Genomic DNA, 24,709 nt, shown 5'->3' on the forward strand with positions numbered 1-24,709 from the left:
CTCAGGAATAGAAGGATGGGGCAGGGCGTTTGTCGTTGAGGGCCCATTCGCCGAGTTCATGGATGCGGTAATCCACCGGGTCGTGCAGGGTCTGTGTCCTCAGGTTGCGCCAGTGGCGGTCGAAGCGCAGCGAGGCGTGGGTGGCACGAGCACCGGTGACCTCGAACAGGCGGTTGCAGATATCCAGGCCATGGCGGCTAGCGGCAACCTTGGCGGTGCCGATGGCCAGGGCCAGGTCGCCGCGTTCTTCGGCGCTGAGGGCATGTTCCTTGGCCCAGGCAGCATCGAGCTGGCGGGCGGCGCGTTCAATCAGCAAACGCACGCTTTCCAGGCCAACCCAGAACTCGCCGTAATGGCGCAGCACGTAAGGGTCCTCGGCGGTGCTGGTGGCGCTTGAGCGGAACCACGGCCGGCTTTCCTTGAGGGTGTACTGGCGGGCTTCTTCAAACGCCCCTTCGGCAATACCGAGGAACAGGTTGGCGAAGTGCAGTTGGGCAATCAACGGGCGCAAGGCCGCGAACGGCGTGCTCAGCGGGCCTGGATCGAGCAGCAGTTCATTGTGCTCGACCCGCACCCGTTCGAACGTGGCGCTGCCGCTGTCGGTCTGGCGCTGGCCGATGTTGTTCCAGTCGCTGTGCAGGCTGATGCCGGTACGGCCACTGGGGATGGCGGCAATCAGCAGCTTGCCGCCAGCGCGTTCGTCCACGGCCGAGGCGATCAGCATTTCCGAGTCGCTGGCGCCAGAGCAAAAGCTCTTTTTGCCAGAAAACTCGCACCAGCCATCGAAGTGCTTGACCACCGTGCGTGTGTCCAACGGATTGAGGGCATTGCCCCAGAACCACTGCTTGCGAGCGGTCTGCTCGAACCACGGCTGCCATTGATCCGGGCGCGAAAACAGCCGTACGGTGGCCAGCATCAGGTGATGGAAGCCGAAGACGTGGGCAATGGAGCTGTCGACCCGGGCGAACTCGCGTACCACTTCGAACGTGTCGTACCAGCTGGCGCCTTGGCCACCGAAGGCTTGCGGGATGGCCAGTGACAACAGGCCACTGTCACGCAGTGCATCGCGCTCGGCTTTGGGCGTGCCGCCGCGTTCGTCTCGTTCGACGGCGGTCTGGGCGAACTGCCCGGCGAGCGCGCGGGCGATGGCCAGGGCAGGGCGCGGAGCAGTGTTTACAGGTGCATTCATGGCCGCTCCTCAGGCGCTTTTGCGCAGTGCGTGGTGGGCACCGAACAACGGCACGGCACGCTCGGCGGCCAGGCGAATTCGCGCGGCCAGCGCCTCGCTGGAGACGCGGTAGCCGGCCAGTTCCGCCTGGCTGGCAAACACGCCGATAGGCAGCGTCAGGGCCTGGAGGAAACTGAACAGCGGGCGCAACTGGTGATCGAGCACCAGCGCGTGGCGCTCACTGCCACCGGTGGCGGCCAGCAGCACTGGGGTGTCGATCAGGGCGTCCTGGCCGATCAGGTCGAACAGGTGCTTGAAATGCCCGGTGAAGCTGCCGCGGTACACCGGCGTGGTCACCACCAGCAGGTCGGCCTTTTCGACCAGGCGCAGTTGCTGCTCCACCGCCTCCGGCAGCTCGCTGCGCCACAGGGCGCTGCCCAGGGGGCGGGCAATGTCACCCAGGTCGATGAGGTGAGGCTTGATGTTCAGGTGTTCGGCCAATTCCGCGAGGATCGCCTCGGTCAGGGCCAGGGTGCGCGAGGGGCGGGAAGTGCCGCCAGACAGGGCTACGACGTTCAGTGGGGTGCTCATGGGCAAGTCTCCGGTTCTGGTGAGCAGGGGACTTTGCTGGAGCAATCGTCGTGCCGTTTTTGAATCTTGTTAGAGATCAACGTGTTGCGATTATTCGGCGCGCGGGTAGGTGTTGCCGTGTGGGCGCTGGTTGTTGATCGAGTGTTGCGCTGCAGACAGTTGGCCAGGTGTTGGCGGCTGTACAGTTGGGAGAGTTATAGAGGATTTCGGGATAACAAAAAAAGAATAAGAATTTATATTCTTATGCTGTTTTGTGAACTCACGAGGGGTGGCACTGGCCTACAGGAGCGGCTTCGCCGTGGGGCCGGACCGGTCTGAAAAGGGGCGCGAAGCGCCCCAAGCAACCCGAACCCTAACTGTGCGGCACCACCTTGGTCGCTGTATTGCCCGCATACTCCGGCTTCAGGTGCCCCTGCTCATCCAGCAGGTACGCATCCATCACCTCACGCACCACCGGCCCCGCCACGCGCCCGCCCGCTTCGCCGTTCTCGATCATCACCGCCACCACCACGCTGGGGTGATCGGCCGGTGCGAAGCCGACGAACAGGGCATTGTCGCGATGCCGTTCCAGGGTCTTGTTACGGTTGTAACGCTCGCCTTGCTTGATTGCCACCACCTGCGCCGTGCCGCTCTTGCCGGCGATACGGTACTGGGCGCCGGCCGCCGAGGCGCGGGCGATGCCGCGGGGGTCGTGCATGACCATCTGCATGCCCTGGCTGACCTGGTCCCAGGCGTGTTTGTCGTGCAGCACGATGTCGGGCATGGGGTTGGGGTCGACCGGCGTTTCGCCGCCAACGGTCATGGCCAGGTGCGGGCGGTGCCACACACCTTTGCTCGCCAGCAGGCTGGTGGCCTGGGCCAACTGCAGTGGGGTCACTTGCATGTAGCCCTGGCCGATCCCCAGGATCAAGGTCTCGCCCGGGAACCACGCCTGGCGCCGGGTGGCGCGCTTCCATTGCGCGGATGGCATCAGCCCGGACGCTTCTTCGAACATGTCCAGCGATACCTTCTGGCCCAGGCCGAACTCGGCCATGTAGTCGTGCAGGCGCTCGATCCCCAGCTTGTGCGCCAGGTCGTAGAAGTAGGTGTCGTTGGACCGCATGATGGCGGTGTACATGTCCACCCAACCGTCGCCGCTGCGGTTCCAGTTGCGGTACTTGTGCGCGTAGTTGGGCAGCTCGTAGTAACCCGGGTCGAACACCCGGCTGCCGGGCGTGATGACGCCACTGTCGAGGCCGGCGATGGCCACTTCCGGCTTGACCGTCGAGCCCGGCGCATACAGGCCGCGCAGTACGCGGTTGAACAGCGGCCGGTCGATGGAATCGCGCAGGGCGGCGTACTGTTTGAAGCTGATGCCTTTGACGAACAGGTTGGGGTCGAAGCTCGGGTTGCTGACCATCGCCAGCACATCGCCGTTGGCCGGGTCCAGCACCACCACCGAGCCGCGGCGGTCGCCCAGGGCCTTTTCGGCCGCCAGTTGCAGTTGGGCATCCAGGCTCAGGGTGATGTCCTTGCCGGGGATCGGCGCCTTGTGGTTGAGCACACGCATGACCCGGCCCTGGGCGTTGGTCTCGACTTCTTCGTAGCCCACCTGGCCGTGCAGTTGGCTTTCGTAGAAGTGCTCGATGCCGGTCTTGCCGATCGACTGCGTGCCCCGGTACTCGGTGCTGTCGAGGGCCTTGGCTTCTTTCTCGTTGATGCGCCCAACGTAACCCACCGAATGGGCGAAATGCTCGGCGAGCGGGTATTCGCGAATGAACTGCGGCTCTACCTCAAGGCCAGGCAGGCGGAACTGATTGACCGCGATCAGGGCGATCTGTTCTTCGTTCAGGCCGACCATCAGGGTGACCGGCTCGAAGGGCTTGCGGCCGCGGCGCAGGTCTTTATCGAACTGTTTGCGGTCATCCTCGCCGAGGCTCAGAACCTGCGCCAGGGCGTCCAGCACCTTGGCCGAATCGCCAGCCCGTTCGCGGGTCATGGTCAGGTCGAAACTGGGTTTGTTGTCAGCCAGCACCACGCCGTTGCGGTCGTAGATCAGCCCGCGCTCCGGGGCGATGGGCAGTACGTGCACGCGGTTGTTTTCCGACACGGCAGTCTGCTGATCGTGTTGCAGAACCTGCAGCACATAGAGGCGGCCCACCAGGACGGCGACCAGGCTGAAGACCAGGGTGGCGCAGGCCAGGAGTCGGCGGTTGACCAGGTGCTTTTCCTTTTCGTGGTCCTTGAGGGGGATGGGTTGCGGCATCGGTGGCTCTATGGGGGTGACGGCGTGGCCGGGCGGCGGCTTCGGGGCCGGCGATGCTACGCAACCCCTCCTTTTCCCTCAAGGCAGGCGGGTTTCGCTAAGGGGCGGGTTATCAGCTGTTGGCCCCGGTATCAGGGTGTTCACGGGCAATATGAAGATTTGTTCATGCCGGCGCTCGGGTGGCTGCTCAATCTTCAGGCGGTACAACGTGCTCACAGCCTCGGTCAGTTCGCCGAATGGTGTTCTGGTAACCCTTGCGCAGCCGTGACCTGCTATGCCTATGGGATGCAAACCGTAAAGGGACGGTCCACCGATGCTGGTCGTCGAGCAACTGCACAAGTCATTCATCACCCCTCAAGGCCCGCTGCCGGTGTTGCAGGGCATCGACCTGCACCTGGCGCGCGGAAGCAGCCTGGCGCTGATGGGGGAGTCCGGCAGTGGCAAGAGCACCTTGCTGCACCTGATTGCCGGCCTGGACCGTGCCGACAGTGGGCGCATCCTGATTGACGACGAACCCCTCGATGGCCGTTCGGAGGCGTCACTGGCGCGGTGGCGCAGGGAAGGCATCGGCTTGGTGTTTCAGCAATACAACCTGATCAGTAGCCTGGATGTGGGGGCCAACCTTGCGTTTCAGGCAAGGCTCGCCAACCGGCATGATCCCCATTGGCTGGCGTACCTGGCACAGCGCCTGGGGTTGGCCGAACTGTTGACGCGCTACCCGGAGCAGTTGTCCGGCGGCCAGCAACAGCGGGTCGCCATCGGCCGTGCCCTGGCCGCTCGCCCAGCCTGGGTGCTGGCAGACGAGCCTACCGGCAGCCTTGACGAGGCCAGCAGCGATGCAGTGCTGGGCCTGTTTCTGCAGTTGGTCGCCGAGGCCGGCAGCGGCGTTTTGATGGTGACCCACAGCCAGCGTCTGGCGGCGCGGCTCGCGCGCAGCTGCTACCTGCAGGCGGGCCGTGTGCGGGGCGAGCAGGGGCTATGAGCCCACTACTGCTAACCCTGCAGGCGCTGCTGAGCCATTGGCGGCGTCATCGCGTGCAGTGCTTCAGCATTTTCACCGGCTTGTGGCTGGCCACTGCGTTGTGGACCGGCGTGCAGGCGCTCAACAGCCAGGCGCGCAGCGACTATGCCCGCGCCAGTGCGGTGCTGGCGGGGCCGATGCAGGCGCAACTGGTACCGCGTGGCGGTGAGCGGTTCGATCAGGCGCTGTACCTGCAGCTGCGCCAGTCGGGCTGGCCGGTTGCTCCAGTACTGGAGGGGCGGTTGCGGTTTGCTGGCGAGCAGCCGGTGAGTGTGCGGCTGATAGGCATCGAGCCGTTGAGCCTGCCATCAACCACCGCCGTGGCTGGCGTGCGGGCGGCTGACTTCGACTTGCAGGCCTTTATAGGTATGCCGGGGCAAGCCTGGGTAGGGCCGGATACCTTGCGTCAGCTGGGCAAGGCCGTTACCGACCGGGCCGTGAGCAGTGAGGGGCAGGTACTGCCGCCTTTTGTGCTCAAGCCGGAGCTGGCGCCTGGTGTGATCGTGGTCGACATCGGCCATGCCCAAACCTTGCTGCAAGCCCCCCGGCGACTGTCGCGGCTGTTGCTGACGGGGCCTGCCGAACCCTTGCCTGCGGCCATTGCCGCGCAGCTCGAACTGCAGCCACCCAGTGATGACGGTGGCTTGCAGCGCCTGACCGAAAGCTTTCACCTGAACCTCACCGCCCTCGGCCTATTGGCCTTCGTGGTCGGGCTGTTTATCGCCCATGCCGCCATTGGCCTGGCACTGGAGCAACGCCGGGGCCTGATCAGAAGCCTGCGTGCCTGTGGCGTCAGCTTGAACAGCCTGTTACTAGGGCTGGGTTTGGAACTGGGCCTGTTCGCGGTGCTGGGCGGCCTGGCCGGGGTGGCTAGCGGCTATGGGCTGGCGGTGTTGCTGCTGCCGGACTTCGCTGCCAGCTTGCGCGGCCTGTATGGCGCTCAGGTCGCCACCGTGTTGCACCTGCCGGCGTGGTGGTGGTTGGCGGGGGTCCTGGTGAGTGTGCTGGGGGCGCTGCTGGCCGGTGTGGGCAGTGTCATGCAGGCCGCCCGCCTGCCGCTGTTGGCACTGGCGCAACCGCAGGCGTGGCGGTGGGCACAAAGCCGCGGGTTGAAACGCCAGCGCTGGGTGGCGGTGTTCTTGCTGCTGGGGATGCTGGGCTGTTGGCAATTGGGCCAGGGCCTGGTCAGTGCATTTATCACGGTGGCGGCACTGCTGCTGGCATGCGCACTGTTGCTGCCGGCCTTGCTCGACAGCGTGTTGGCCTGGGCTGCACGTGGGTGCCGTCGGCCCCTCTCGCAGTGGTTCATCGCCGACAGCCGCCAGCAACTGCCCGCATTGAGCCTGGCGCTTATGGCCTTGCTGCTGGCACTGGCCGCCAGTGTTGGCGTGGGCAGCATGACCGAGGGTTTTCGCAAGACCTTTGTCGGCTGGCTTGATGCACGCTTGTCCGCTGACCTCTTCGTGACGCCTCGGGACACCGCGCAAGGCCTGCAGATCAGTGAGTGGCTCAAGCAGCAACCTGCGGCCACGGTGGTGCTGCCTGGCTGGCGTGTGGAAACGCACCTGCAGGGCTGGCCGGTGCAGGTGCAGGGGGTGATCGACCACCCTGCCTACCGCGAGCGCTGGCCTTTGCTGGACCAACACGCGCAGGCCTGGCAGCAGTTGGCACAGGGCAAGGCGGTGATGCTCAGCGAACAATTGGCCCGGCGCCTGAAGGTGACGGTGAGCGACACATTGCCACTGGCGGCAGGCGCCGCGCAGCCCATGACGGTGGTCGGGGTGTATGCCGACTACGGCAACCCCAAAGGCCATGTGCTGGTCAATGCCGACTGGCTGCGCAGACACTGGCCGCAGGCGGCGCTGACCGGCCTGAGCCTGGATGTCGACTCCACGCACCTGGCGCCGCTGAAGGCTGCGTTGCAGCAGCGCTTCGCCCTGGATGACAGCCGCGTGGTCGAGCAGTCGCGCTTGAAGCGCTGGTCGACCGAGGTGTTCAACCGCACCTTTGCGGCCACCGCCGCCCTCAACAGCCTCACGCTCGGTGTCGCCGGCGTGGCCATGTTCATCAACCTGCTGACCCTGAGCCAAAGCCGGCTGGGCCAGTTGGCGCCGCTCTGGGCCCTGGGTGTGCGCCGCTCGCAACTGGTCTGGCTGACGCTGGGTCAGACGCTCATGTTGAGCAGCCTCACCGTGCTGTTGGCGATCCCTGTCGGTGTCTTGCTGGCCTGGTGCCTGGTGGCGGTGGTGAACGTGCAGGCGTTTGGCTGGCGTTTGCCGCTGTATGTGTTTCCGGCGCAATTGCTGCAGTTGGCCATGCTGGGCCTGCTCACCAGCCTGCTGGCCAGCGCTTGGCCGTTGTGGCAGTTGGCGCGGCGCCATCCCAGCGATCTGTTGAGGCAGTTTGCCGATGAACGCTAAAGCCTGTGTGTTGTTGTGCGCGCTGCTGAGCGGTTGCGATCAGCCTGCGCCAGCACCGGATAGTTTTGCCGGGCTGGGCCAGCAGGCGAGCGGGTTCAACCCGGTGACGCGTGACCATGCCTTGGTGTTCCCTCGCGATCACGGTGCCCACGATGGCTTTCGCATTGAATGGTGGTATGTCACGGCCAACCTCAAGGACCGCCAGGGGCGCGACTGGGGCGCGCAATGGACGCTGTTCCGTTCGGCCCTGCGCCCTGGGGCAGAGACCGCCGGCTGGAACAGCCCGAACCTGTGGATGGGGCACGCGGCCTTGACCGGGCCAGGCGGGCATCGTTCTGGCGAGACCCTGGCGCGCGGGGGTGTCGGGCAGGCCGGGGTGGAGGCTGAGCCGTTCCGGGCCTGGATCAATGGCTGGTCTTTGCAGGGCGCGGAGGGCATCGCTCAGTTGCAGATGAAGGCGGTCGGTGAAGGCTTTGCTTATGACCTGAGTCTGCGCAGTGACAAGCCGCTGGTGCTGCACGGCAGCCAGGGTTACAGCGAAAAGTCGGGCAAGGGGCAGGCCTCGTATTACTACAGTCAACCCGCTTATCGCGTCACGGGTGAGGTGCAGCACGAGGGCCAATGCATCGCGGTCACGGGCCAGGCCTGGCTTGACCGGGAGTGGAGCAGCCAACCGTTGGCGGCCGGGCAGACGGGGTGGGACTGGTTTTCACTGCACCTGGACAGTGGCGCGAAGCTGATGTTGTTCCAGGTGCGCGAGGCCCAGGGTTTACCGTATCGGGCGGGGACGTGGGTCAGTGCGCAGGGCGAGGTGGTGGCGCTGCAAGGCGATCAGATTGAGCTTCAGGCGTTGGCCTGGACCCGGCAGGAAAACGGCAAGGACGTGCCGACGCGCTGGCAGGTGCGGGTGCCGCGGTATGGGGTCGATGTGCAGGCCGATGCCGTGGAGCCGCGTGCCTGGATGAACACCCGGTTTCCTTACTGGGAGGGGCCGGTGCGGTTGCAGGGGAGTGCGGGGGGCCGGGGGTATCTGGAGATGACCGGGTATTGATCTGCAGTCGCGCAGAGAACACGGATCATTGTGGGGGCAACAGTCTTGCTCGTTGTGCAAAAATGAACGCATGACCTGTGGGAGCGGGCTTGCCCCGCGAACACCGGCGAAGCCGGTGCCATCCACCACGCTGCCTGTTTCGCGGGGCAAGCCCACTCCCACAGAATCTGGGCGGGCTTGCTTGTCAGTCCTTGATCAACCCCCGCAACGCCGCCTTGGCCTCAGGCGTACGCAGGCATTCGATGAACAACTGGCTCTCCCGCTCCACAGTGGCCTCCAGCTCCGCGCGCAGCCCATCCTTGAGCAGGCGCTTGCTGATACGCAGGGCCCCTTGCGGGTAGCTTTGCAGCCGCCGCGCCAGTTGCCGGGCAGCCGCCAGGCACTGTTCGCCATCGTCATGCAGCTCATTGGCCAAGCCCCAGGCCACCGCCTGCTCACCATCGAGTAACGCGTTAGCCATCAGCAAACGGGCGGCGCGGGCATGCCCGAGCATGCGCGGCAGCAGCAGGCTGGAGCCGAACTCCGGGCACACGCCCAGCGGTGCAAAGGGTATGCGCAGCTTGACCGAGCGGCTGACCAGCACCTGGTCGCAATGCAGCAGCAACGTGGCACCGATGCCGATCGCCGCGCCATTGACGGCGGCGATCAGCGGCTTTTCCAGGCCCATGACAATGCGCATCAGGCGGAACACCGGGCTGTCCCTGTCGCTGGGCGGGTTGTCGAGAAAGTCGCGCAGGTCGTTGCCGGCGCTGAAGCAGTGCGGGCCGCCGGTGATGAGGATCGCGTCGACTTGCGGGTCATCACCTGCCGCCTGCAGCAGGTCGCCAAACTGGCGGTACATGGCGATGTTCAGGGCATTGAGCTTGTCGGGGCGGTTGAAGGTCAGGGTCAGCAGGCCCTGGTCCAGCTCGCGTGTGATCAGGTCGTTCATGGCAGCCGCTTTTGTTGTTGTGGTTGGCCCCGGCAACCGGGTAAGCGCCGGGCATTGGCCACTAGGGTTTATCATGGCGCTCGGCTTGCTGTACAGTCGTTCAGCCCCGTCAACTGCCCGAGAATCGCCGATGAGCCAGGAAGCCCGCTACCACCGCATGCTGCCGGAATTGCGCAAAGCCAACCTGGTCGAGGCGACCTTGGTGTGCCTCAAGCGCCATGGTTTTCAGGGGGCTTCGATCCGCAAGATTTCCGCCGAGGCCGGGGTCTCGGTGGGGCTGATCAGCCACCACTATGCTGGCAAGGACGAACTGGTGGCCGAGGCCTACATGGCGGTCACCGGGCGGGTCATGGGCTTGTTGCGCGAAGCCATGGCCCAGGCCGCGCCCACTGCCCGTGAGCGGCTGTCGGCGTTCTTCCGCGCCTCGTTCTGCGCCGAACTGCTCGACCCGCAACTGCTCGACGCCTGGCTGGCGTTCTGGGGTGCCGTGAAAACCGCCGATGCGATCAACCAGGTGCATGACCATTCGTATGGCGAATACCGCAACGAGTTGAGCCGGCTGCTTGCCACACTGGCCGTGGAAGAGGGCTGGCAAGGCTTTGACGCCGACCTGGCGGCGATCAGCCTGAGCGCCTTGCTCGATGGCCTGTGGCTTGAATCGGGCCTTAACCCAGGCACCTTCACACCGGCCCAGGGCGTGCAGATTTGCGAGGCCTGGGTCGATGGCCTGCAGGCCGGTGGTCGGCAACGTTTCAGCCTGCCCAAGGGCTGTTGATCGCCCGTTCAGTAACGAGTACGCTGCTGTCGCGAGTGTGTAGAACAAACCAATAAAAAAAGAGACTTCACGCAATGACGCCTCGGGTATTGATCGTCGATGACGATCCGCTTATTCGTGACTTGCTGCAGGCCTATCTGTCTCAGGAAGGCTATGACGTGCACTGCGCCGACACCGCCGAAAAGGCCGAAGCCCTGCTCGGCAGCCAGGACGTCGACCTGGTGCTGCTGGACATTCGCCTGCCCGGCAAGGACGGCCTGACCCTGACCCGCGAGCTGCGGGTGCGCTCGGAAGTCGGCATCATCCTCATCACCGGCCGCAATGACGACATCGACCGCATTGTCGGCCTTGAGTGCGGCGCCGACGACTACATCATGAAGCCGCTCAACCCCCGAGAGCTGGTGTCCCGTGCCAAGAACCTGATTCGCCGCGTGCGCCATGCCCGCGAGGTGCACCCGGCGCCAGCCTGCGCGCAGTCGCTCAAGCAATTTGCCGACTGGGCGCTGGACATTGATCGTCGGCGCCTGATCGACCCCCGTGGCGGGCAAACCCTGCTGACCCACGGCGAGTTCCAGCTGCTCAGTGTGTTCTTGCGCAACAGCGGGCATACCCTGAGCCGCGACCAGCTGATGGACCAGATCCGCAACCGTGAGTGGGTGCCCAACGACCGTTCCATCGACGTGCTGGTCGGTCGCCTGCGCCGCAAGCTGCATGACGACCCGGCCGAGCCGCAACTGATCATCACCATTCATGGCACCGGCTACCTGTTCACCGCCAGCGTGGCGGCGTGAACACCCTCGGTCGCCTGCTGGCCGTGGCGTTGCTGATGCCGGGCTTGCAGGCGGCAGCGGGCGAGCCAGTGCGCTACTGCGACTACCCGGTGTACCCGCCGATTTCCTGGAGTGATGGCCACCAGGTGCGCGGCCTGGCGCCGACGGTGGTGCGTGAGCTGTTCGCGCGCATGGGGCGAGAGGTGCAGACCGTGGTCCTGGGCAATTGGAAGCGTTGCCTGATGGACGCTGCCGCCGGGCGGGTGGACGTGGTGCTGGCCTACGACAGCGACCAACGCGACCAAGGCATGCGCTTTTCTTCGGTGCCGGTGATACGCGAAGAAGTGGCGGTGTTTTTCAATCGCCGCCGGCCGGTGCAGTTCCAGCAGTTGGAAGACCTGGCCCGGTACCGTGGCGGGCTGCTTTACGGTGAAAGCTATGGCGCCGAATTCGACCGTTTCGTCGCCCGCCACCAGAACATCGAGCGGGTGTCGTCCAGCCAGCAGAACTTCGGCAAGCTGATCCGTGGGCGCATCGACTTCGTGATCCAGGAGCGGCGCACCGGGGAGCTGTTCATCGAGCATCTGCCCGGCGCCGAAGACATCCGCGCCTTGCCGGCCGCGCTGAGCGTGGACTACCTGCGCGTGGCGGTGTCGCGCCGGTCACCGCTAAGCCAGCACATGGGCGAGATCGACCAACAGTTGCGGCGCATGAGCGAGGCGGGCGAGATCGAGCGCTGGCTGGAGCAGAGTGAAGTGACCTACCGCGACATGATCAACCTGCCGGCGGATGCTCGATGATCCGCCTGCGCACCGACGGCCTGTTGCGCCGCCTGCTGTTGTTCATCCTGCTGTTCAGCCTGTGCTTCACGGTGCTGGCCAGTTCCGTGCAGCTGTACTTCGAATACCGCCGCGAGATGCGCGACATCGAGGCGCGCATGGCGTTGATCCGCGCCGGTTACCTGGCCAGCCTGGAGCGCAACCTGTGGGACCTCGACGAGGCGCAACTGGACGTACAGCTGCGTGGTTTGGTGGACTTTTCCGACGTGGCGCGGGTACGCCTGCTCAGCGATGACTTCACACTGTTACGCGGCGATGCCGAGCCCAAGGGGCCACTGCGCATCGAGCGTTTCCCGCTGGATTACCAGCCACCGTCGGGGCCGGCTCGGCACCTTGGCGAGCTTGAGGTGAGCATCGACCTGGGGGCGGTGCACCGGCGGCTCTATGCCACGGGCTTGGCCAGCCTGCTGTGGATGGGGGTGTTTCTGTGTGGCTTGGCGGTCGCGTTGTCCGGGTTGTTCTACCGCCTGGTCACGCGCCATTTGCAAGTCATGGCCGAGTTTGCCGGGCGCATCGGTGCCGGGCACTGGCAGGAACCGCTACGGCTGGACCGCCGCCGCTCGGCGCATGCCGATGAGATCGACACCGTGGCCCATGCACTGGACGACATGCGCCGGGCCATCCTCAGCGACATCGCGCGCCGCGAGCTTGACCGCGTGGCCTTGCAGGACAAGCGCGACGAGCTGCTGGCCATGGTCGAGCGGCGCACCGCGAGCCTGGCCCGAGCCAAGGACGAGGCCGAAGCCGCCAACCTGGCCAAGTCACGCTTCCTGGCGACCATGAGCCATGAGCTGCGCACGCCGCTCAATGGCATCCTCGGCATGGCCGAACTGCTGCGTGGCGCCAGGCTCGATGCGCTCGACCGGCAACGCCTGGAGGCGTTGTACAAGGCGGGCGAAGGGCTGTTGGCCATTCTTAACGAGGTGCTCTACTTTGCCCGTCTCGAAGAGGGCGAGAGCCACGCCGAATTGCTCGGTTTTTCGCTGCGCCAGCTGTGCGCGCAGGTGCTGGCATTGCTCGAACCGATGGCCCTGGAACGCGGCGATACCTTGCACGTGGAGGTCGATGAGCTACTGGCGGCGCATCAGCATGGCGCCGAGCAGTACCTGCGCCAGGTGCTGAGCAACCTGCTGGCCAACGCCATCAAGTTCACCGAGCACGGCCAGGTCACGCTCAGGGTGCAGGTGTTGGCCAGTGATCAGCACGGGCAGCGCCTGCGGGTGTCGGTGAGTGACAATGGCATCGGCATCGAGCCGGCCATGCAGGCGAAGATTTTCGACCGTTTCGTCCAGGCCAGCGAAGCCGTGGCCCGACGCTACGGCGGCACTGGCCTGGGCCTGGCGATCTGCAAGCACCTGGTGGAAAAGCTTGGCGGCTGCATCGGCCTGGACAGCGTGCCAGGGCAGGGCAGTTGCTTCTGGTTCGAACTCGACATGGCGCGTGGGCAACCCGCCGTTGTCCATGAGCAGGCCCGCTCGGCGTCGGCCAGCCTGGATATCCTGGTGGTCGAGGACGTGGCATTGAACCGTGAGGTGGCGGGCGGGTTGCTGTTGCGCGATGGCCATAAAGTGCAGTTTGCCGAGGATGCCAGGCAAGCCCTGCAAGCCTGTGCCCAGCGCCGCTTCGACCTGATCCTGCTGGATGTGCACTTGCCCGGCATGAACGGGGTGGAGTTGTGCCGGCGGATCCGCGCCACCCCTGGGCCAAACCGTGGCAGCCGGATCCTGGCGCTGACTGCCGGGGTGCAACCGGCACAAGTCCCCGATTACCTGGCCGCTGGCATGCACGGCGTGCTGGCCAAGCCGCTGAGGTTGGAGCAGCTGCGCCAGGCCTTGGCCGAGGTAACGCCTGCCGAGGTGGCCGCACCGGGCTCATGCATGGACTGGTCACTGCTGCAGACCCACCGCAGCTTGCTGGGCGAGCAGAAGCTGCAGCAGCTGCTGGCGGTACTGCGCCAGTCGATCGAGCAGCACGCCACAGCGCTGGCCGATGCCTTGCAAGCACGCGATTGCACAGAGGTGTCGCACCTGGCGCACCGTTTGGCGGGCAGTTGCGACTCCCTCGGCTTTGCTGGCTTGGCTTGTGTGTTGCGCCGCCTTGAGGACGCCGCCCAGCGTCACGATGAAAAGGCGTTGCTGGCGCTCGGCGAGCCATTAACGGGACAGCTGGAACAGGCCCGTACCACCCTGAAACAGTTGATCCAGGGCTGACGTACAAAATACTTACGACTTTTTACATCTTTGATCGGTTCGTACAACGGCACCTTACATCCGTTTCCAATAATCGATGGCAACCGTGTTGCACGCGGTCCATGAGGCTTATTGGAGATAACAATAATGACATGCCGTAGCGCTCAGCCCGTCCTAGCCCCCTCGTTTTGCACCCTCTGCTACAGCGGGGTGAACCATGACTGACACCCACGAAGGCAAAATCCAGCTGACCCGCGCGCTGAAAAGCCGGCACATCTTCATGCTGTCGCTGGGCGGCGTGATCGGCACCGGCCTGTTCATGGGCTCGGGCGTGACCATCAACCAAGGCGGGCCGGTGGGGGCGATCCTGGCCTACCTGGTGGCGGGGTTGTTGATGTACCTGGTGATGGTCTGCCTGGGCGAGCTGTCGGTGCAGATGCCGGTTTCCGGTTCATTCCAGGCCCACGCCACCAAATTCATCGGCCCGGCCACGGGCTTCATGATCGGCTGGGTGTACTGGATGAGCTGGGCCACCACCGTGGGCCTGGAGTTCACTGCCGCAGGCATGCTGATGACTCGCTGGTTCCCCGAGGTGCCGATCTGGTACTGGTCGGCGTTGTTCGTGGTCGTGCTGTTCGGCCTCAATGCCCTGGCCACGCGGGCCTTTGGCGAGGCCGAGTACTGGTTCTCGGGGATCAAGGTGGCGACCATCCTCGGCTTTATCGTGGTCGGCGTGCTGGTGATCTTCGGTGCCATCCCGCTGAACAACGGCGCGCCGGCGCCGATGCTCAACAACCTGGTGGGCGAGTCGCTGTTCCCCCACGGCCTGTCGGCGGTGTTCGCGGTGATGATGACCGTGGTGTATGCCTTCCAGGGGTGCGAAATCATGGGCGTTGCGGCCGGCGAGACCGAACACCCGGAGAAGAGCATCCCCCGCGCCGTGCGCAACGTGGTGTTCCGTGTACTGATCTTCTATGTGCTGGCGATTGCCGTGCTGTCGGCCATCGTGCCGTTTGAGCAGGCCGGGTTGATGGAAAGCCCGTTCGTGCAAGTGTTCGACATGGTCGGCATTCCCTATGCGGCCGACCTGATGAACTTCGTCATCCTCACTGCGATCCTGTCGGTGGGCAACTCGGGGCTGTACGCCTCCACACGGATCCTCTGGGCCATGTCCAAGAGCGGCATGGCACCCAAGAGTCTGTCGCCCTTGAGCAAGCGCGGTGTGCCGCTGCGTGCCCTGAGCATCACCCTGTGCTTTGCCCTGGTATCGCTGATGACCAGCTTCGTGGCCGCCGACACCTTGTTCATGGTGCTGATGGCGGTGAGCGGCATGTCTGGCACCGTGACCTGGATCGTCATCGCCCTGGCGCAGTACCGGTTCCGCAAGGCGTACCTGCGTGATGGCGGGCAACTGCAGGACCTCAAGTACAAGGCGCCGTTGTACCCGCTGGTGCCGCTGCTGTGCATCACCTTGTGCTGTTCGCTGTTCGTGTTCCTGGCCATCGACGAGACCCAGCGGCCGTCGTTGTACTGGGGCTTTGGCTTCATTGCCCTGTGCTATGCAGCGTATTACGTGGTGAATCGCCGGCGGCAGGGGGCCTTTGCGCCGAGTGCGCCTGGGGTTTGATTGCAGCGTGGGGCAATCGATAGCTGGGGCCGCTGTGCGGCCCCAGCATTCTCGCGGCACACCCGAGTTGTGCGAAGTTGTAACAACGCATCCCGCCTTGTTGAACACTCGTTTAGTATCTCCCTCGTCACGTCCTCAAACCCCAACAACAACAGTGAGGCCTCCCATGACCACCCCGTCATCGTCAGTGTTGAGCAAGGTCGAAGCCGGCGTTGCCTGGATCACCCTCTATCGCCCCGAGCAGCGCAACGCGCTGGACATTCCCACCCTCAAGCAACTGCACGCCTTGCTGGACACCTGCAACAGCGACCCCGCCGTCCGCGTGGTGGTGCTGACCGGTAGCGGGCGCAGTTTCTGTGCCGGTGCCGACCTGGCCGAGTGGGCCGACGCCGAAGCCCGTGGGGCGCTGGAAAGCTACGGCTGGACCGAGACCGCCCACGCCCTGATGCTGCGCCTGCACAGCCTCGACAAACCGACCCTCGCCGCCATCAACGGCACCGCCGTCGGCGGCGGCATGGACTTGAGCCTGTGCTGTGACCTACGCATCGCCGCTGCTTCGGCACGCTTCAAAGCCGGATACACCAGCATGGCCTACAGCCCCGACGCCGGCGCCAGCTGGCACCTGCCACGGCTGATTGGCAGCGAGCAAGCCAAACGCCTGTTGTTCCTCGACGAACTGTGGGGCGCTGAGCGTGCGTTGGCGGCAGGGCTGGTGAGCGAGGTCTGTGCCGACGAGCAGTTGCCTGCGGTGGCCGCCGAACTGGCCAGCCGCCTCGCCAATGGCCCGACCTTCGCCTACGCGCAGACCAAGCGGCTGATCCGCGAAGGCGCCCAGCGCACCCTGGCCGCGCAACTGGAGGCCGAGCGCCAGGCCGGCCTGCTGTGCGGGCGCAGCCAGGACGGCGCGGAGGCACTCCGGGCCTCGATGCAAAGGCGCCCAGCGAACTTCGTCGGCCAATAACCCGTTACCTCTTCAGGACCTTCGCAGATGAATTTCCAACTGACCCAAGAACAAGAAATGTTGGTGGATGCGGTACGCAGCTTCGTGGCCAAGGAACTGCTGCCCCATGAAGAGGCGGTAGACCGCGCCGATGCCGTGTCGCCAGAGCTGGCCGCGCACATCCGTGGCAAGGCTATCGCCGCCGGGTTCTATGCCTTCAACATGCCTGAAGAAGTCGGCGGTGGTGGCCTCGACTACCTGTCCCAGGCGCTGATCGAGCGCGAATTGTCCAAGGTGTCCTGGGCGCTGCACGTGTTCGTCGCGCGCCCGTCGAAGATCCTCATGGCCTGCAAGGACCAGCAGATAACCGACTACCTGCTGCCGTGCGTGCAGGGCGAAAAGACCGATTGCTTTGCCCTCACCGAACCCGGCGCGGGCTCTGACGCCAACGCCATCAAGACCCGCGCCGTGCGCCAGGGCGATGACTTCGTGATCAACGGCAGCAAGCACTTCATCAGCCACGCCGGGCACGCCGACTTCGCCATCGTCTTCGCGGTGACCGACACCTACGAACACAACGGGCGCAAGCGCAATGCGGTTACCGCGTTGCTGGTCGACCGTGACACCCCCGGCATGACCATCCGCCGTGGGCCCAAGTGCGTGAGCAACCGCGGCTATCACACCTACGAGTTGTTCTTCGATGACTGCCGGGTACCGGCCAGCAACGTGCTGGGCGAAGTCGGCAAGGGCTGGGAAGTGGCCAACGCCTGGCTCACCGCTGGCCGGGTGATGGTTGCCGCCAACTGCGTCGGCCAGGCCCAGCGAGCACTGGACGCCTCCCTGCAATGGGCCGCCGACCGCAAGCAATTTGGCCAGCCTATCGGCAGCTACCAGGGTGTGTCGTTCAAGCTGGCGGACATGGCCACGCAGATCCGCGCCGCCGAACTGCTTACCCTGCACACCGCCTGGAAGATGGACCAGGGCAGCATGACCGATGGCGAGGCGGGCATGGCCAAGCTGTTTGCCAGCGAAGTACTGGGCAAGGTCGCTGACGAAGCCGTGCAGATTTTTGGCGGCATGGGCCTGATGGACGAGGGGCCGGTCGAGCGCATCTGGCGCAATGCCCGCATCGAGCGGATCTGGGAAGGCACATCGGAAATCCAGCGGCACATTATTTCCCGCGAACTGCTGCGCCCGTTGCTGCGCTGATCGACCTGGAGAACCCGCATGTCGCATTCGATTCGTGACAACCTCAAACGCCTGCTGGCGCCACGGCACCTGGCCTTCGTTGGCGGGCGCAGCATGGCCCGTGCCCTTAAACGCTGTGCCGAAGGCGGCTTCGCCGGCCCGCTATGGCTGATCAACCCGCAGCACGCGAGCCTGGAAGGCATCCCCTGCGTGGCGCGGGTGGCAGACTTGCCCTGTGCGCCGGACGCGGTGTTCATCGCCACCCACCGCGAACTGACCCTGCAGTGTGTCGAGGAACTGGCCGCGTTCGGCGCCGGTGGCGCCATCTGCTATGCCTCGGGCTTTGCCGAGAGCGGCGAGCAAGGCCGTTTGTTGCAGCAGCGCTTGCTGGAGGCGGCCGGCAGCATGGCCTTGCTTGGCCCCAACTGCTATGGCCTGCTCGACTACCTGCACGGCGCGGCCCTGTGGCCGGTGGCCCACGGTGGCAAGCAGGTGGAGCAGGGCGTGGCGATCCTCACCCAGAGCGGCAACTTCGCCTACAACCTGTCCATGAGTGACCGCTCGCTGCCGGTGGCCTACATGGCATCGGTCGGCAACCAGGCGCAGCTGGGCGTCGCCGAGCTAATGGACGTGCTGCTCGACGATCCACGAGTGACCGCCATTGGCTTGCATCTGGAGGGCCTGAAAAACGTGCCTGGCTTTGCCCGCGCCGCGTACAAGGCACTGCAGCAGGGCACCCCAATCGTTGCCCTGAAGACGGGTGTGTCGCAGATCGGCGCTGAACTGGCGCTCAGCCACACCAGTTCGCTGTCGGGTTCCGATGCGTTGTACGACAGCCTGTTCCAGCGCCTGGGTGTGATCCGCGTGAGTGGCCCGGTGAGCTTCGTCGAAACGCTCAAGGCTGCCGCCTGTGGCCGCTTGCCCGCCAATGGCCGGCTGCTCGCGCTGGCCTGTTCGGGCGGTGACGCCGGCTTGATCGCCGACTACGCCGAGTGCAACCAGCTGAGCCTGCCCAGCCTGGAGCAGGGGCAGGTTGCCGCGCTGGCCCAGGTGCTCCCAGCCTACGCCAACCTGGTCAACCCGCTGGATTTCACCACGGCGATCTGGGGCGATGAAGCGGCCCTGCAACGCATGCTCGACAGCACCCTGTGCGGCGAGGCGGATGCCGCCATGCTGGTGCTCGACTACCCCGCGCAGTTCACTGGCGAACGCAAAGAATGCGACCTGTTGCTGGCGCTGTACTGCGATGCCCTGGAGCGCCACGGCAAGATCGGTTTCGTTACCTCGGCGTTCCCCGAACTGTTGCCGGCATCGGCCCGCGAGCGCCTGCATGCCCGAGGCATTGCCGCGCTGCAAGGGGTCGAGGATGGCCTGGCGGCATGGGGGCGGATCGTGGCCTATCAGCGCAATCGCCAGCGCTTGCTGGAGCGCGGCGAGGCGGCGCAGGTGCCGCTGTGCCCACGGCCACTCGAAGGCGATAGCCGGTTGCTGGATGAATGGCAGTCCAAACAGGCTTTGAGTGCGTTTGGCCTGCCGGTGCCGGCCGGGGTGTTGAGTACCCCGCAACGTGCGCTGGAGGATGCTGCGCGAGTGGGCTACCCGCTGGTGCTCAAAGCGGTCAGCGCGCAGTTGCCGCACAAGACCGAAGCCGGAGCGGTGGCGCTTAACCTGCGTGATGCCACGGCGCTGCAGGCCGCCCTGGTGCAGATGCGTCAGCGCATCGCCGGCTATGCGCCGGGCGTGCCGTTTGACCAGGTATTGCTCGAACCCATGGCGCCGCCGCCCTTGGCCGAACTGATCGTCGGCATCAAGCGTGAAAACGACTTCGGCCTCGCCCTGGTGATCGGTGCTGGCGGTGTGCTGGTGGAGCTGCTCAAAGACAGCGTCAGCCTGTTGCTGCCCACCACCGACAGCGCCATTCGTGCAGCACTGCTTGGCCTGCGCAGCGCGAGCCTGCTGCGCGGTTTTCGGGGTCGCCCGGCTGCCGACCTGGATGCCCTGGTGGCGGCGATTCGCGCCGTGGCCGACTACGCCTGCGAAAATGCCGGGCACTTGCTGGAGCTGGATGTGAACCCATTGATGGTCGGTGCCCACGGCACCACCGCGGTCGATGCGCTGATCCGCCTCGGCCAGCCGCAAGGAGATCAGCATGAATGAGCAACCGATGACCGCCGGCCAGGCGCTGGTACGGCTGCTGGCCAACTATGGGGTGGATACCGTGTTTGGTATCCCGGGGGTGCATACCCTGGAGCTGTACCGCGGCCTGCCCGGTAGCGGCATCCGCCATGTGCTGACCCGGCATGAGCAGGGCGCAGGTTTCATGGCCGATGGTTACGCCCGGGTCAGCGGCAGGCCGGGCGTGTGCTTCGTCATCACCGGCCCAGGCGTGACCAATGCCGCCACTGCCATTGGCCAGGCCTATGCCGACTCGATCCCGCTGCTGGTGATTTCCAGCGTCAACCACACTGCCAGCCTGGGCAAAGGTTGGGGCTGCCTGCACGAAACCCAGGACCAGCGCGCCATGACCGCACCGATCACGGCATTCTCCGCCGTGGCCCTGGGCGCCGAAGACCTGCCCGAGCTGATTGCCCGTGCCTGGGCGGTGTTCGACAGTGAACGCCCGCGCCCGGTGCACATCTCGATCCCGCTGGATGTGCTGGCAGCGCCGGTTGCCCGCGACTGGAGCCACGAGGTGGTACGCCGCCCCGGGCGCGGCCAGCCCGACCGTGACACGCTGGGCCAAGCCGCGCTGAAACTGGCCGCAGCCAAACGGCCAATGATCATCGCTGGCGGTGGCGCACTGCAGGCCGCCGCACAACTCCAACAGTTGAGCACCCGCCTGGCAGCGCCGCTGTTCACCAGCGTCGCCGGCAAGGGCCTGCTGCCCCCCGAGGCGCCATTGAATGCGGGTTCGAGCCTGTGCGTGGCGCCGGGCTGGCAGATGATCAGCGAAGCCGATGTGGTGTTGGCCGTGGGGACCGAAATGGCCGACACCGACTTCTGGCGCGAGCGCCTGCCAATCAACGGGGCGTTGCTGCGCGTGGACATCGACCCACGCAAGTTCAACGACTTCTACCCATGCGCCGTGGCCTTGCACGGCGATGCTCGACAGACCCTCGCCGGTTTGCTGGAGCACCTGCCCGAAGTCGAGCGCGACCCTGGCCAGGCCATCGACGCGGTGGCCGCCCTGCGCCAGGCCATTCGCACCGGGCACGCGCCGTTGCAGGCCATCCATCAGGCCATCCTCGACCGCATCGACGCAGTGCTGCCGGACGACGCTGTCATCAGCAGCGACATGACCCAGCTGGCCTACACCGGCAACTACGCCTTTGCCAGCCGGGCACCACGCAGCTGGTTACACCCCACCGGTTACGGCACCCTCGGCTATGGCTTGCCGGCGGGTATCGGTGGCATGTTCGCCACTGACCATCGCCCTGGCCTGGTGCTGGTGGGCGATGGCGGCTTCCTCTACACCGCCCAGGAGCTGGCCACCGCAGTCGAAGAACTGGACCGACCGCTGGTGGTGTTGCTGTGGAACAATGATGCGCTTGGCCAGATCCGCGACGATATGCTCGGCCTGGACATCGAGCCGGTCGGCGTACTGCCGCGCAACCCCGACTTCATTGGCCTGGCCCGTGCGTTTGGCTGCGCGGTGCGTCAGCCGCGTGACCTGGATGCCTTGCAGGCTGACCTGGCCAGCGGCTTCGCCACGCCAGGCGTGACCTTTATCGAACTCAAACATACCTGCGTCTGCTGACAGCGGCGCATCATCCATAACAAGAGAAACCACCATGCAATTTCGCCGCACGCTCCTCGCTGCCTCCCTGGCCCTGCTGATCACCGGCCAAGCCCCGCTGTATGCCGCACCGCCGCTGTCGATGGACAACGGCAGCAACACGATGACCGTGCAAAACAGCAATGCCTGGGTCGAGGTGAGCGCAAGCGCCTTGCAACACAACATCCGTACCCTGCAAGCGGAACTGGGCGGCAAGTCCAAGTTGTGCGCCGTGCTCAAAGCCGATGCCTACGGCCACGGTATCGGCCTGGTGATGCCGTCGGTAATCGCCCTCGGCGTGCCCTGCGTGGCGGTGGCCAGCAACGAAGAAGCCCGCGTGGTGCGTGCCAGCGGCTTCACCGGGCAACTGGTGCGGGTACGCCTGGCCAGCCTGAGCGAGCTGGAAGATGCCCTGCAATACGACATGGAAGAACTGGTCGGCAGCGCCGAATTCGCCCGCCAGGCCGACGCCATCGCCGAGCGCCATGGCAAGACCCTGCGCATTCACCTCGCGCTCAACGCCAGCGGCATGAGCCGTAACGGTGTGGAGATGACCAGCTGGAGCGGGCGCGGTGAAGCGCTGCAGATCACCGACCAGAAGCACCTCAAGCTGGTGGCGTTGATGACCCACTTCGCCGTGGAAGACAAGGACGATGTACGCAAGGGCCTGGCAGCGTTCAATGAGCAGGCCGACTGGCTGATCAAGCATGCCAAGCTCGACCGCCGCCAACTGACCCTGCACGCGGCCAACTCGTTCGCCACCCTGGAAGTGCCGGAAGCGCGCCTGGACATGGTCCGCACCGGCGGTGCGCTGTTCGGCGACACCGTGCCTGAGCGCACCGAATACAAGCGCGCCATGCAGTTCAAGTCGCGGGTGGCCGCGGTGCACAGCTACCCGGCCGGTAACACCGTCGGCTATGACCGCACCTACACCCTGGCGCGGGACTCGCGCCTGGCCAATATCACCGTTGGCTACTCTGACGGCTACCGCCGGGTGTTCACCAACAAGGGCCATGTGCTGATCAACGGCCACCGCGTGCCGGTGGTGGGCAAGGTGTCGATGAACACCTTGATGGTCGATGTCACCGACTTCCCCGACGTCAAGAACGGCAACGAGGTGGTGCTGTTCGGCAAGCAGGCCGGTGGCGAGATCACCCAAGGCGAGATGGAGGAAATCAACGGTGCATTGCTGGCCGACCTCTACACCGTGTGGGGCAGCTCGAACCCAAAAATTCTCGTCGACTGACCCAGTATTGAAGGGAGATTGCCATGCGTTACGCCAAGCTGACCCAACGCATCGCCGGCGACGGCGCCGCCGCCTGGGACATCCACTACCGCGCCCTGGCGATGCAGGCCGAGGGCAAGGACATTGTGCTGTTGTCGGTGGGCGACCCGGACTTCGACACCCCGGCACCCATCGTCGAGGCTGCCATCGACAGCCTGCGTGCCGGCCACACCCACTATGCCGATATACGCGGCAAGCTGGCGTTGCGCCAGGCCATTGCCGATCGCCACCGGCAACGCAGCGGCCAGGCCGTCAGTGCCGAGCAGGTCACGGTGCTGGCCGGTGCCCAATGCGCCTTGTTCTGCGTGGCCCAGTGCGTGCTCGACCCAGGTGACGAGGTGATTGTCGCCGAGCCGATGTACGTCACTTACGAGGCAGTGTTCGGTGCCTGCGGCGCCAAGGTAGTACCGGTGCCGGTCAAGCCGGAGAACGGTTTTCGGGTGTGCCCGCAGGATGTGGCCGCGCGCATCACCCCGCGTACCCGCGCCCTGGCCCTGAACAGCCCGCACAACCCCTCGGGGGCGAGCCTGCCACGGTCGACCTGGGAGGCGCTGGCCGAGCTGTGCATCGGCCACGACCTGTGGCTGATCTCGGACGAGGTGTACAGCGAACTGCTGTACGAGGGCGAGCATGTCAGCCCAGGCAGCCTGCCGGGCATGGCCGAGCGCACCGCGACCCTTAACAGCCTGTCGAAATCCCACGCCATGACCGGCTGGCGCGTGGGCTGGGTAGTGGGCTCGCCTGAGCTCGCCACGCACCTGGAAAACCTGGCGCTGTGCATGCTGTATGGCTCGCCGGACTTCATCCAGGACGCCGCCGTGGTGGCCTTGAATCAGCCCTTGCCTGCCCTTGAGGCGATGCGCGACGCCTATCGCCAGCGCCGCGACCTGGTGTGCGAACAGCTGGCCGGGTGCCCGGGGGTCAAGGCGCTCAAGCCCGACGGCGGCATGTTCGTAATGGTCGATATCCGCGAAACCGGCCTCAGCGCGCAGGCGTTCGCCGACCGCCTGCTGGACCGTGAAGGCGTGTCGGTACTGGCGGGTGAAGCGTTTGGCCCGAGCGCCGCCGGGCATATTCGCCTGGGGTTGGTGGTAGGCCCCGAGGCCTTGGCCGAGGCCTGCCAGCGCATTGCCCGTTGTGCGGGTGAATTGATGCGAGGAGAACTGTCGTGAATGTGCTGATCGTCCATGCTCACCCCGAGCCGCAATCCTTCACTGCCGCCCTGCGTGACCAGGCAGTGGCCACCTTTCGCGCCCAGGGCCACGAGGTCAAGGTCAGCGACCTGTATGCCATGGGCTGGAACCCGGTGGCCAGTGCGGATGACTTCGCCACGCGGGAGAACCCCGAATACCTGGTGTATGCGCTGGAGCAGCGCCTGGGGGTCAAGAGCGGCGCCATCGCCGCCGATATCCAGCAAGAGCTGGACAAGCTGTTATGGGCCGACTTGCTGGTGCTGAACTTCCCGGTTTTCTGGTTCTCGGCGCCGGCCATGCTCAAGGGCTGGATCGACCGCGTGCTGGTGTCGGGCGTCTGCTACGGCGGCAAGCGCTTCTACGACCAAGGCGGGTTGGCCGGCAAGCAGGCGCTGGTGACGGTGACCCTCGGCGGGCGGGAGCACATGTTTGGCGAGGGGGCTATTCACGGGCCGCTTGAGGACATGCTGCGGCCGATTCTGCGGGGGACGCTGGCGTACGTCGGTTTCGACGTGCTGCCACCGTTCGTGGCCTGGCATGTGCCCTACATTAGCGACGAAGCGCGCCAGGGCTTTCTGCAGCAGTACCAGCAGCGCCTGGAGCAGTTGGCGGACGATCAGCCGCTGGTGTTCCCGCGGTTGGCGCAGTTCGATGAGGCGTTGTATCCGTTAGGTTGATGGGCCTGTTGAAAAAACGGGGGC

At 65.4% G+C, this 24,709-nt stretch carries 19 protein-coding genes; 15 read left to right on the plus strand and 4 right to left on the minus strand.

From position 1 onward, the window contains the following. Position 1: 1 nt before the first annotated feature. The 3 genes from ACSSU5_RS21405 to mrdA all read right to left on the minus strand — a co-directional run bounded on the left by ACSSU5_RS21405 (position 2) and on the right by mrdA (position 4,004). Positions 2-1,189 carry an acyl-CoA dehydrogenase family protein gene (locus ACSSU5_RS21405; protein WP_492559756.1) on the minus strand — a complete coding sequence of 396 codons (1,188 nt, stop codon included), beginning with the start codon at positions 1,187-1,189 and terminating at the stop codon, positions 2-4. 9 nt (positions 1,190-1,198) lie between these two features. Then, entirely contained in the window at positions 1,199-1,759 is a 561-nt protein-coding gene (gene msuE / locus ACSSU5_RS21410) for an FMN reductase (RefSeq protein ID WP_492559757.1), read from the minus strand. A 352-nt stretch (positions 1,760-2,111) separates the two neighbouring features. Then, complete coding sequence (gene mrdA / locus ACSSU5_RS21415; RefSeq protein WP_492559758.1) at positions 2,112-4,004, minus strand: penicillin-binding protein 2; 1,893 nt, start codon at positions 4,002-4,004, stop codon at positions 2,112-2,114. Positions 4,005-4,317: 313 nt separating this feature from the next. Between mrdA and ACSSU5_RS21420 the strand changes: the two genes are divergently transcribed. The 3 genes from ACSSU5_RS21420 to ACSSU5_RS21430 are packed head-to-tail and all read left to right on the plus strand — an operon-like array spanning position 4,318 to position 8,496. Continuing rightward, positions 4,318-4,986: an ABC transporter ATP-binding protein gene (locus tag ACSSU5_RS21420; RefSeq protein WP_264313735.1), complete on the plus strand. Its 669-nt coding sequence runs from the start codon at positions 4,318-4,320 to the stop codon at positions 4,984-4,986. Further along, positions 4,983-7,445, plus strand: coding sequence for an ABC transporter permease (locus tag ACSSU5_RS21425; RefSeq protein WP_492559759.1), 2,463 nt, complete (start codon positions 4,983-4,985; stop codon positions 7,443-7,445). Before ACSSU5_RS21420 ends, ACSSU5_RS21425 begins: the two co-directional genes overlap by 4 nt. Further along, positions 7,435-8,496 carry a lipocalin-like domain-containing protein gene (locus ACSSU5_RS21430; RefSeq protein ID WP_492559760.1) on the plus strand — a complete coding sequence of 354 codons (1,062 nt, stop codon included), beginning with the start codon at positions 7,435-7,437 and terminating at the stop codon, positions 8,494-8,496. The genes ACSSU5_RS21425 and ACSSU5_RS21430 overlap by 11 nt, the downstream gene beginning before the upstream one ends. Before the next feature lie 184 nt (positions 8,497-8,680). Here ACSSU5_RS21430 and ACSSU5_RS21435 read toward each other — a convergent pair whose 3' ends face one another. After that, positions 8,681-9,427, minus strand: coding sequence for an enoyl-CoA hydratase (locus ACSSU5_RS21435; RefSeq protein WP_492559761.1), 747 nt, complete (start codon positions 9,425-9,427; stop codon positions 8,681-8,683). Between the two features lie 130 nt (positions 9,428-9,557). Between ACSSU5_RS21435 and ACSSU5_RS21440 the strand changes: the two genes are divergently transcribed. The 12 genes from ACSSU5_RS21440 (at position 9,558) to ACSSU5_RS21495 (ending at position 24,685) form a co-directional block, all read left to right on the plus strand. After that, on the plus strand, positions 9,558-10,202 hold the full coding sequence (locus tag ACSSU5_RS21440; protein ID WP_027593676.1) for a TetR family transcriptional regulator C-terminal domain-containing protein: 645 nt from the start codon (positions 9,558-9,560) through the stop codon (positions 10,200-10,202). A 74-nt stretch (positions 10,203-10,276) separates the two neighbouring features. Next, entirely contained in the window at positions 10,277-10,993 is a 717-nt protein-coding gene (locus ACSSU5_RS21445) for a response regulator (protein ID WP_264313731.1), read from the plus strand. A 35-nt stretch (positions 10,994-11,028) separates the two neighbouring features. Continuing rightward, on the plus strand, positions 11,029-11,772 hold the full coding sequence (locus ACSSU5_RS21450) for a substrate-binding periplasmic protein (RefSeq protein ID WP_264313936.1): 744 nt from the start codon (positions 11,029-11,031) through the stop codon (positions 11,770-11,772). After that, complete coding sequence (locus ACSSU5_RS21455) at positions 11,769-14,021, plus strand: ATP-binding protein (RefSeq protein WP_492559762.1); 2,253 nt, start codon at positions 11,769-11,771, stop codon at positions 14,019-14,021. Before ACSSU5_RS21450 ends, ACSSU5_RS21455 begins: the two co-directional genes overlap by 4 nt. A gap of 196 nt (positions 14,022-14,217) precedes the next feature. Beyond that, positions 14,218-15,627 carry an amino acid permease gene (locus tag ACSSU5_RS21460; protein WP_264313729.1) on the plus strand — a complete coding sequence of 470 codons (1,410 nt, stop codon included), beginning with the start codon at positions 14,218-14,220 and terminating at the stop codon, positions 15,625-15,627. A gap of 166 nt (positions 15,628-15,793) precedes the next feature. Continuing rightward, positions 15,794-16,588 carry an enoyl-CoA hydratase/isomerase family protein gene (locus ACSSU5_RS21465; protein ID WP_492559763.1) on the plus strand — a complete coding sequence of 265 codons (795 nt, stop codon included), beginning with the start codon at positions 15,794-15,796 and terminating at the stop codon, positions 16,586-16,588. Between the two features lie 27 nt (positions 16,589-16,615). Beyond that, positions 16,616-17,776, plus strand: coding sequence for an acyl-CoA dehydrogenase family protein (locus ACSSU5_RS21470; RefSeq protein WP_264313727.1), 1,161 nt, complete (start codon positions 16,616-16,618; stop codon positions 17,774-17,776). Positions 17,777-17,794: 18 nt separating this feature from the next. After that, positions 17,795-19,912, plus strand: coding sequence for an acetate--CoA ligase family protein (locus tag ACSSU5_RS21475; protein ID WP_492559764.1), 2,118 nt, complete (start codon positions 17,795-17,797; stop codon positions 19,910-19,912). Further along, complete coding sequence (locus ACSSU5_RS21480) at positions 19,905-21,512, plus strand: 5-guanidino-2-oxopentanoate decarboxylase (RefSeq protein ID WP_492559765.1); 1,608 nt, start codon at positions 19,905-19,907, stop codon at positions 21,510-21,512. Before ACSSU5_RS21475 ends, ACSSU5_RS21480 begins: the two co-directional genes overlap by 8 nt. 34 nt (positions 21,513-21,546) lie before the next feature. Then, on the plus strand, positions 21,547-22,776 hold the full coding sequence (alr, locus tag ACSSU5_RS21485; protein ID WP_264313724.1) for an alanine racemase: 1,230 nt from the start codon (positions 21,547-21,549) through the stop codon (positions 22,774-22,776). 23 nt (positions 22,777-22,799) lie between these two features. After that, entirely contained in the window at positions 22,800-23,987 is a 1,188-nt protein-coding gene (locus ACSSU5_RS21490; protein ID WP_492559766.1) for a pyridoxal phosphate-dependent aminotransferase, read from the plus strand. Further along, positions 23,984-24,685, plus strand: coding sequence for an NAD(P)H-dependent oxidoreductase (locus tag ACSSU5_RS21495; RefSeq protein WP_264313722.1), 702 nt, complete (start codon positions 23,984-23,986; stop codon positions 24,683-24,685). Before ACSSU5_RS21490 ends, ACSSU5_RS21495 begins: the two co-directional genes overlap by 4 nt. Positions 24,686-24,709 lie beyond the last annotated feature (24 nt).

It is taken from the genome of Pseudomonas sp. E1MeOHC2, assembly GCF_058745025.1.

Bases quoted from the DNA above. Each gene is read 5' to 3' on its own strand.
- alr (WP_264313724.1), top strand. From the start codon at position 21,547: ATGCAATTTCGCCGCACGCTCCTCGCTGCCTCCCTGGCCCTGCTGATC.
- ACSSU5_RS21405 (WP_492559756.1), bottom strand. From the start codon at position 1,189: ATGAATGCACCTGTAAACACTGCTCCGCGCCCTGCCCTGGCCATCGCC.
- ACSSU5_RS21490 (WP_492559766.1), top strand. From the start codon at position 22,800: ATGCGTTACGCCAAGCTGACCCAACGCATCGCCGGCGACGGCGCCGCC.
- ACSSU5_RS21435 (WP_492559761.1), bottom strand. From the start codon at position 9,427: ATGAACGACCTGATCACACGCGAGCTGGACCAGGGCCTGCTGACCCTG.
- msuE (WP_492559757.1), bottom strand. From the start codon at position 1,759: ATGAGCACCCCACTGAACGTCGTAGCCCTGTCTGGCGGCACTTCCCGC.
- ACSSU5_RS21420 (WP_264313735.1), top strand. From the start codon at position 4,318: ATGCTGGTCGTCGAGCAACTGCACAAGTCATTCATCACCCCTCAAGGC.
- ACSSU5_RS21440 (WP_027593676.1), top strand. From the start codon at position 9,558: ATGAGCCAGGAAGCCCGCTACCACCGCATGCTGCCGGAATTGCGCAAA.
- ACSSU5_RS21455 (WP_492559762.1), top strand. From the start codon at position 11,769: ATGATCCGCCTGCGCACCGACGGCCTGTTGCGCCGCCTGCTGTTGTTC.
- ACSSU5_RS21430 (WP_492559760.1), top strand. From the start codon at position 7,435: ATGAACGCTAAAGCCTGTGTGTTGTTGTGCGCGCTGCTGAGCGGTTGC.
- ACSSU5_RS21480 (WP_492559765.1), top strand. From the start codon at position 19,905: ATGAATGAGCAACCGATGACCGCCGGCCAGGCGCTGGTACGGCTGCTG.
- ACSSU5_RS21450 (WP_264313936.1), top strand. From the start codon at position 11,029: ATGCCGGGCTTGCAGGCGGCAGCGGGCGAGCCAGTGCGCTACTGCGAC.
- ACSSU5_RS21425 (WP_492559759.1), top strand. From the start codon at position 4,983: ATGAGCCCACTACTGCTAACCCTGCAGGCGCTGCTGAGCCATTGGCGG.
- ACSSU5_RS21465 (WP_492559763.1), top strand. From the start codon at position 15,794: ATGACCACCCCGTCATCGTCAGTGTTGAGCAAGGTCGAAGCCGGCGTT.
- ACSSU5_RS21470 (WP_264313727.1), top strand. From the start codon at position 16,616: ATGAATTTCCAACTGACCCAAGAACAAGAAATGTTGGTGGATGCGGTA.
- ACSSU5_RS21460 (WP_264313729.1), top strand. From the start codon at position 14,218: ATGACTGACACCCACGAAGGCAAAATCCAGCTGACCCGCGCGCTGAAA.
- ACSSU5_RS21445 (WP_264313731.1), top strand. From the start codon at position 10,277: ATGACGCCTCGGGTATTGATCGTCGATGACGATCCGCTTATTCGTGAC.
- mrdA (WP_492559758.1), bottom strand. From the start codon at position 4,004: ATGCCGCAACCCATCCCCCTCAAGGACCACGAAAAGGAAAAGCACCTG.
- ACSSU5_RS21475 (WP_492559764.1), top strand. From the start codon at position 17,795: ATGTCGCATTCGATTCGTGACAACCTCAAACGCCTGCTGGCGCCACGG.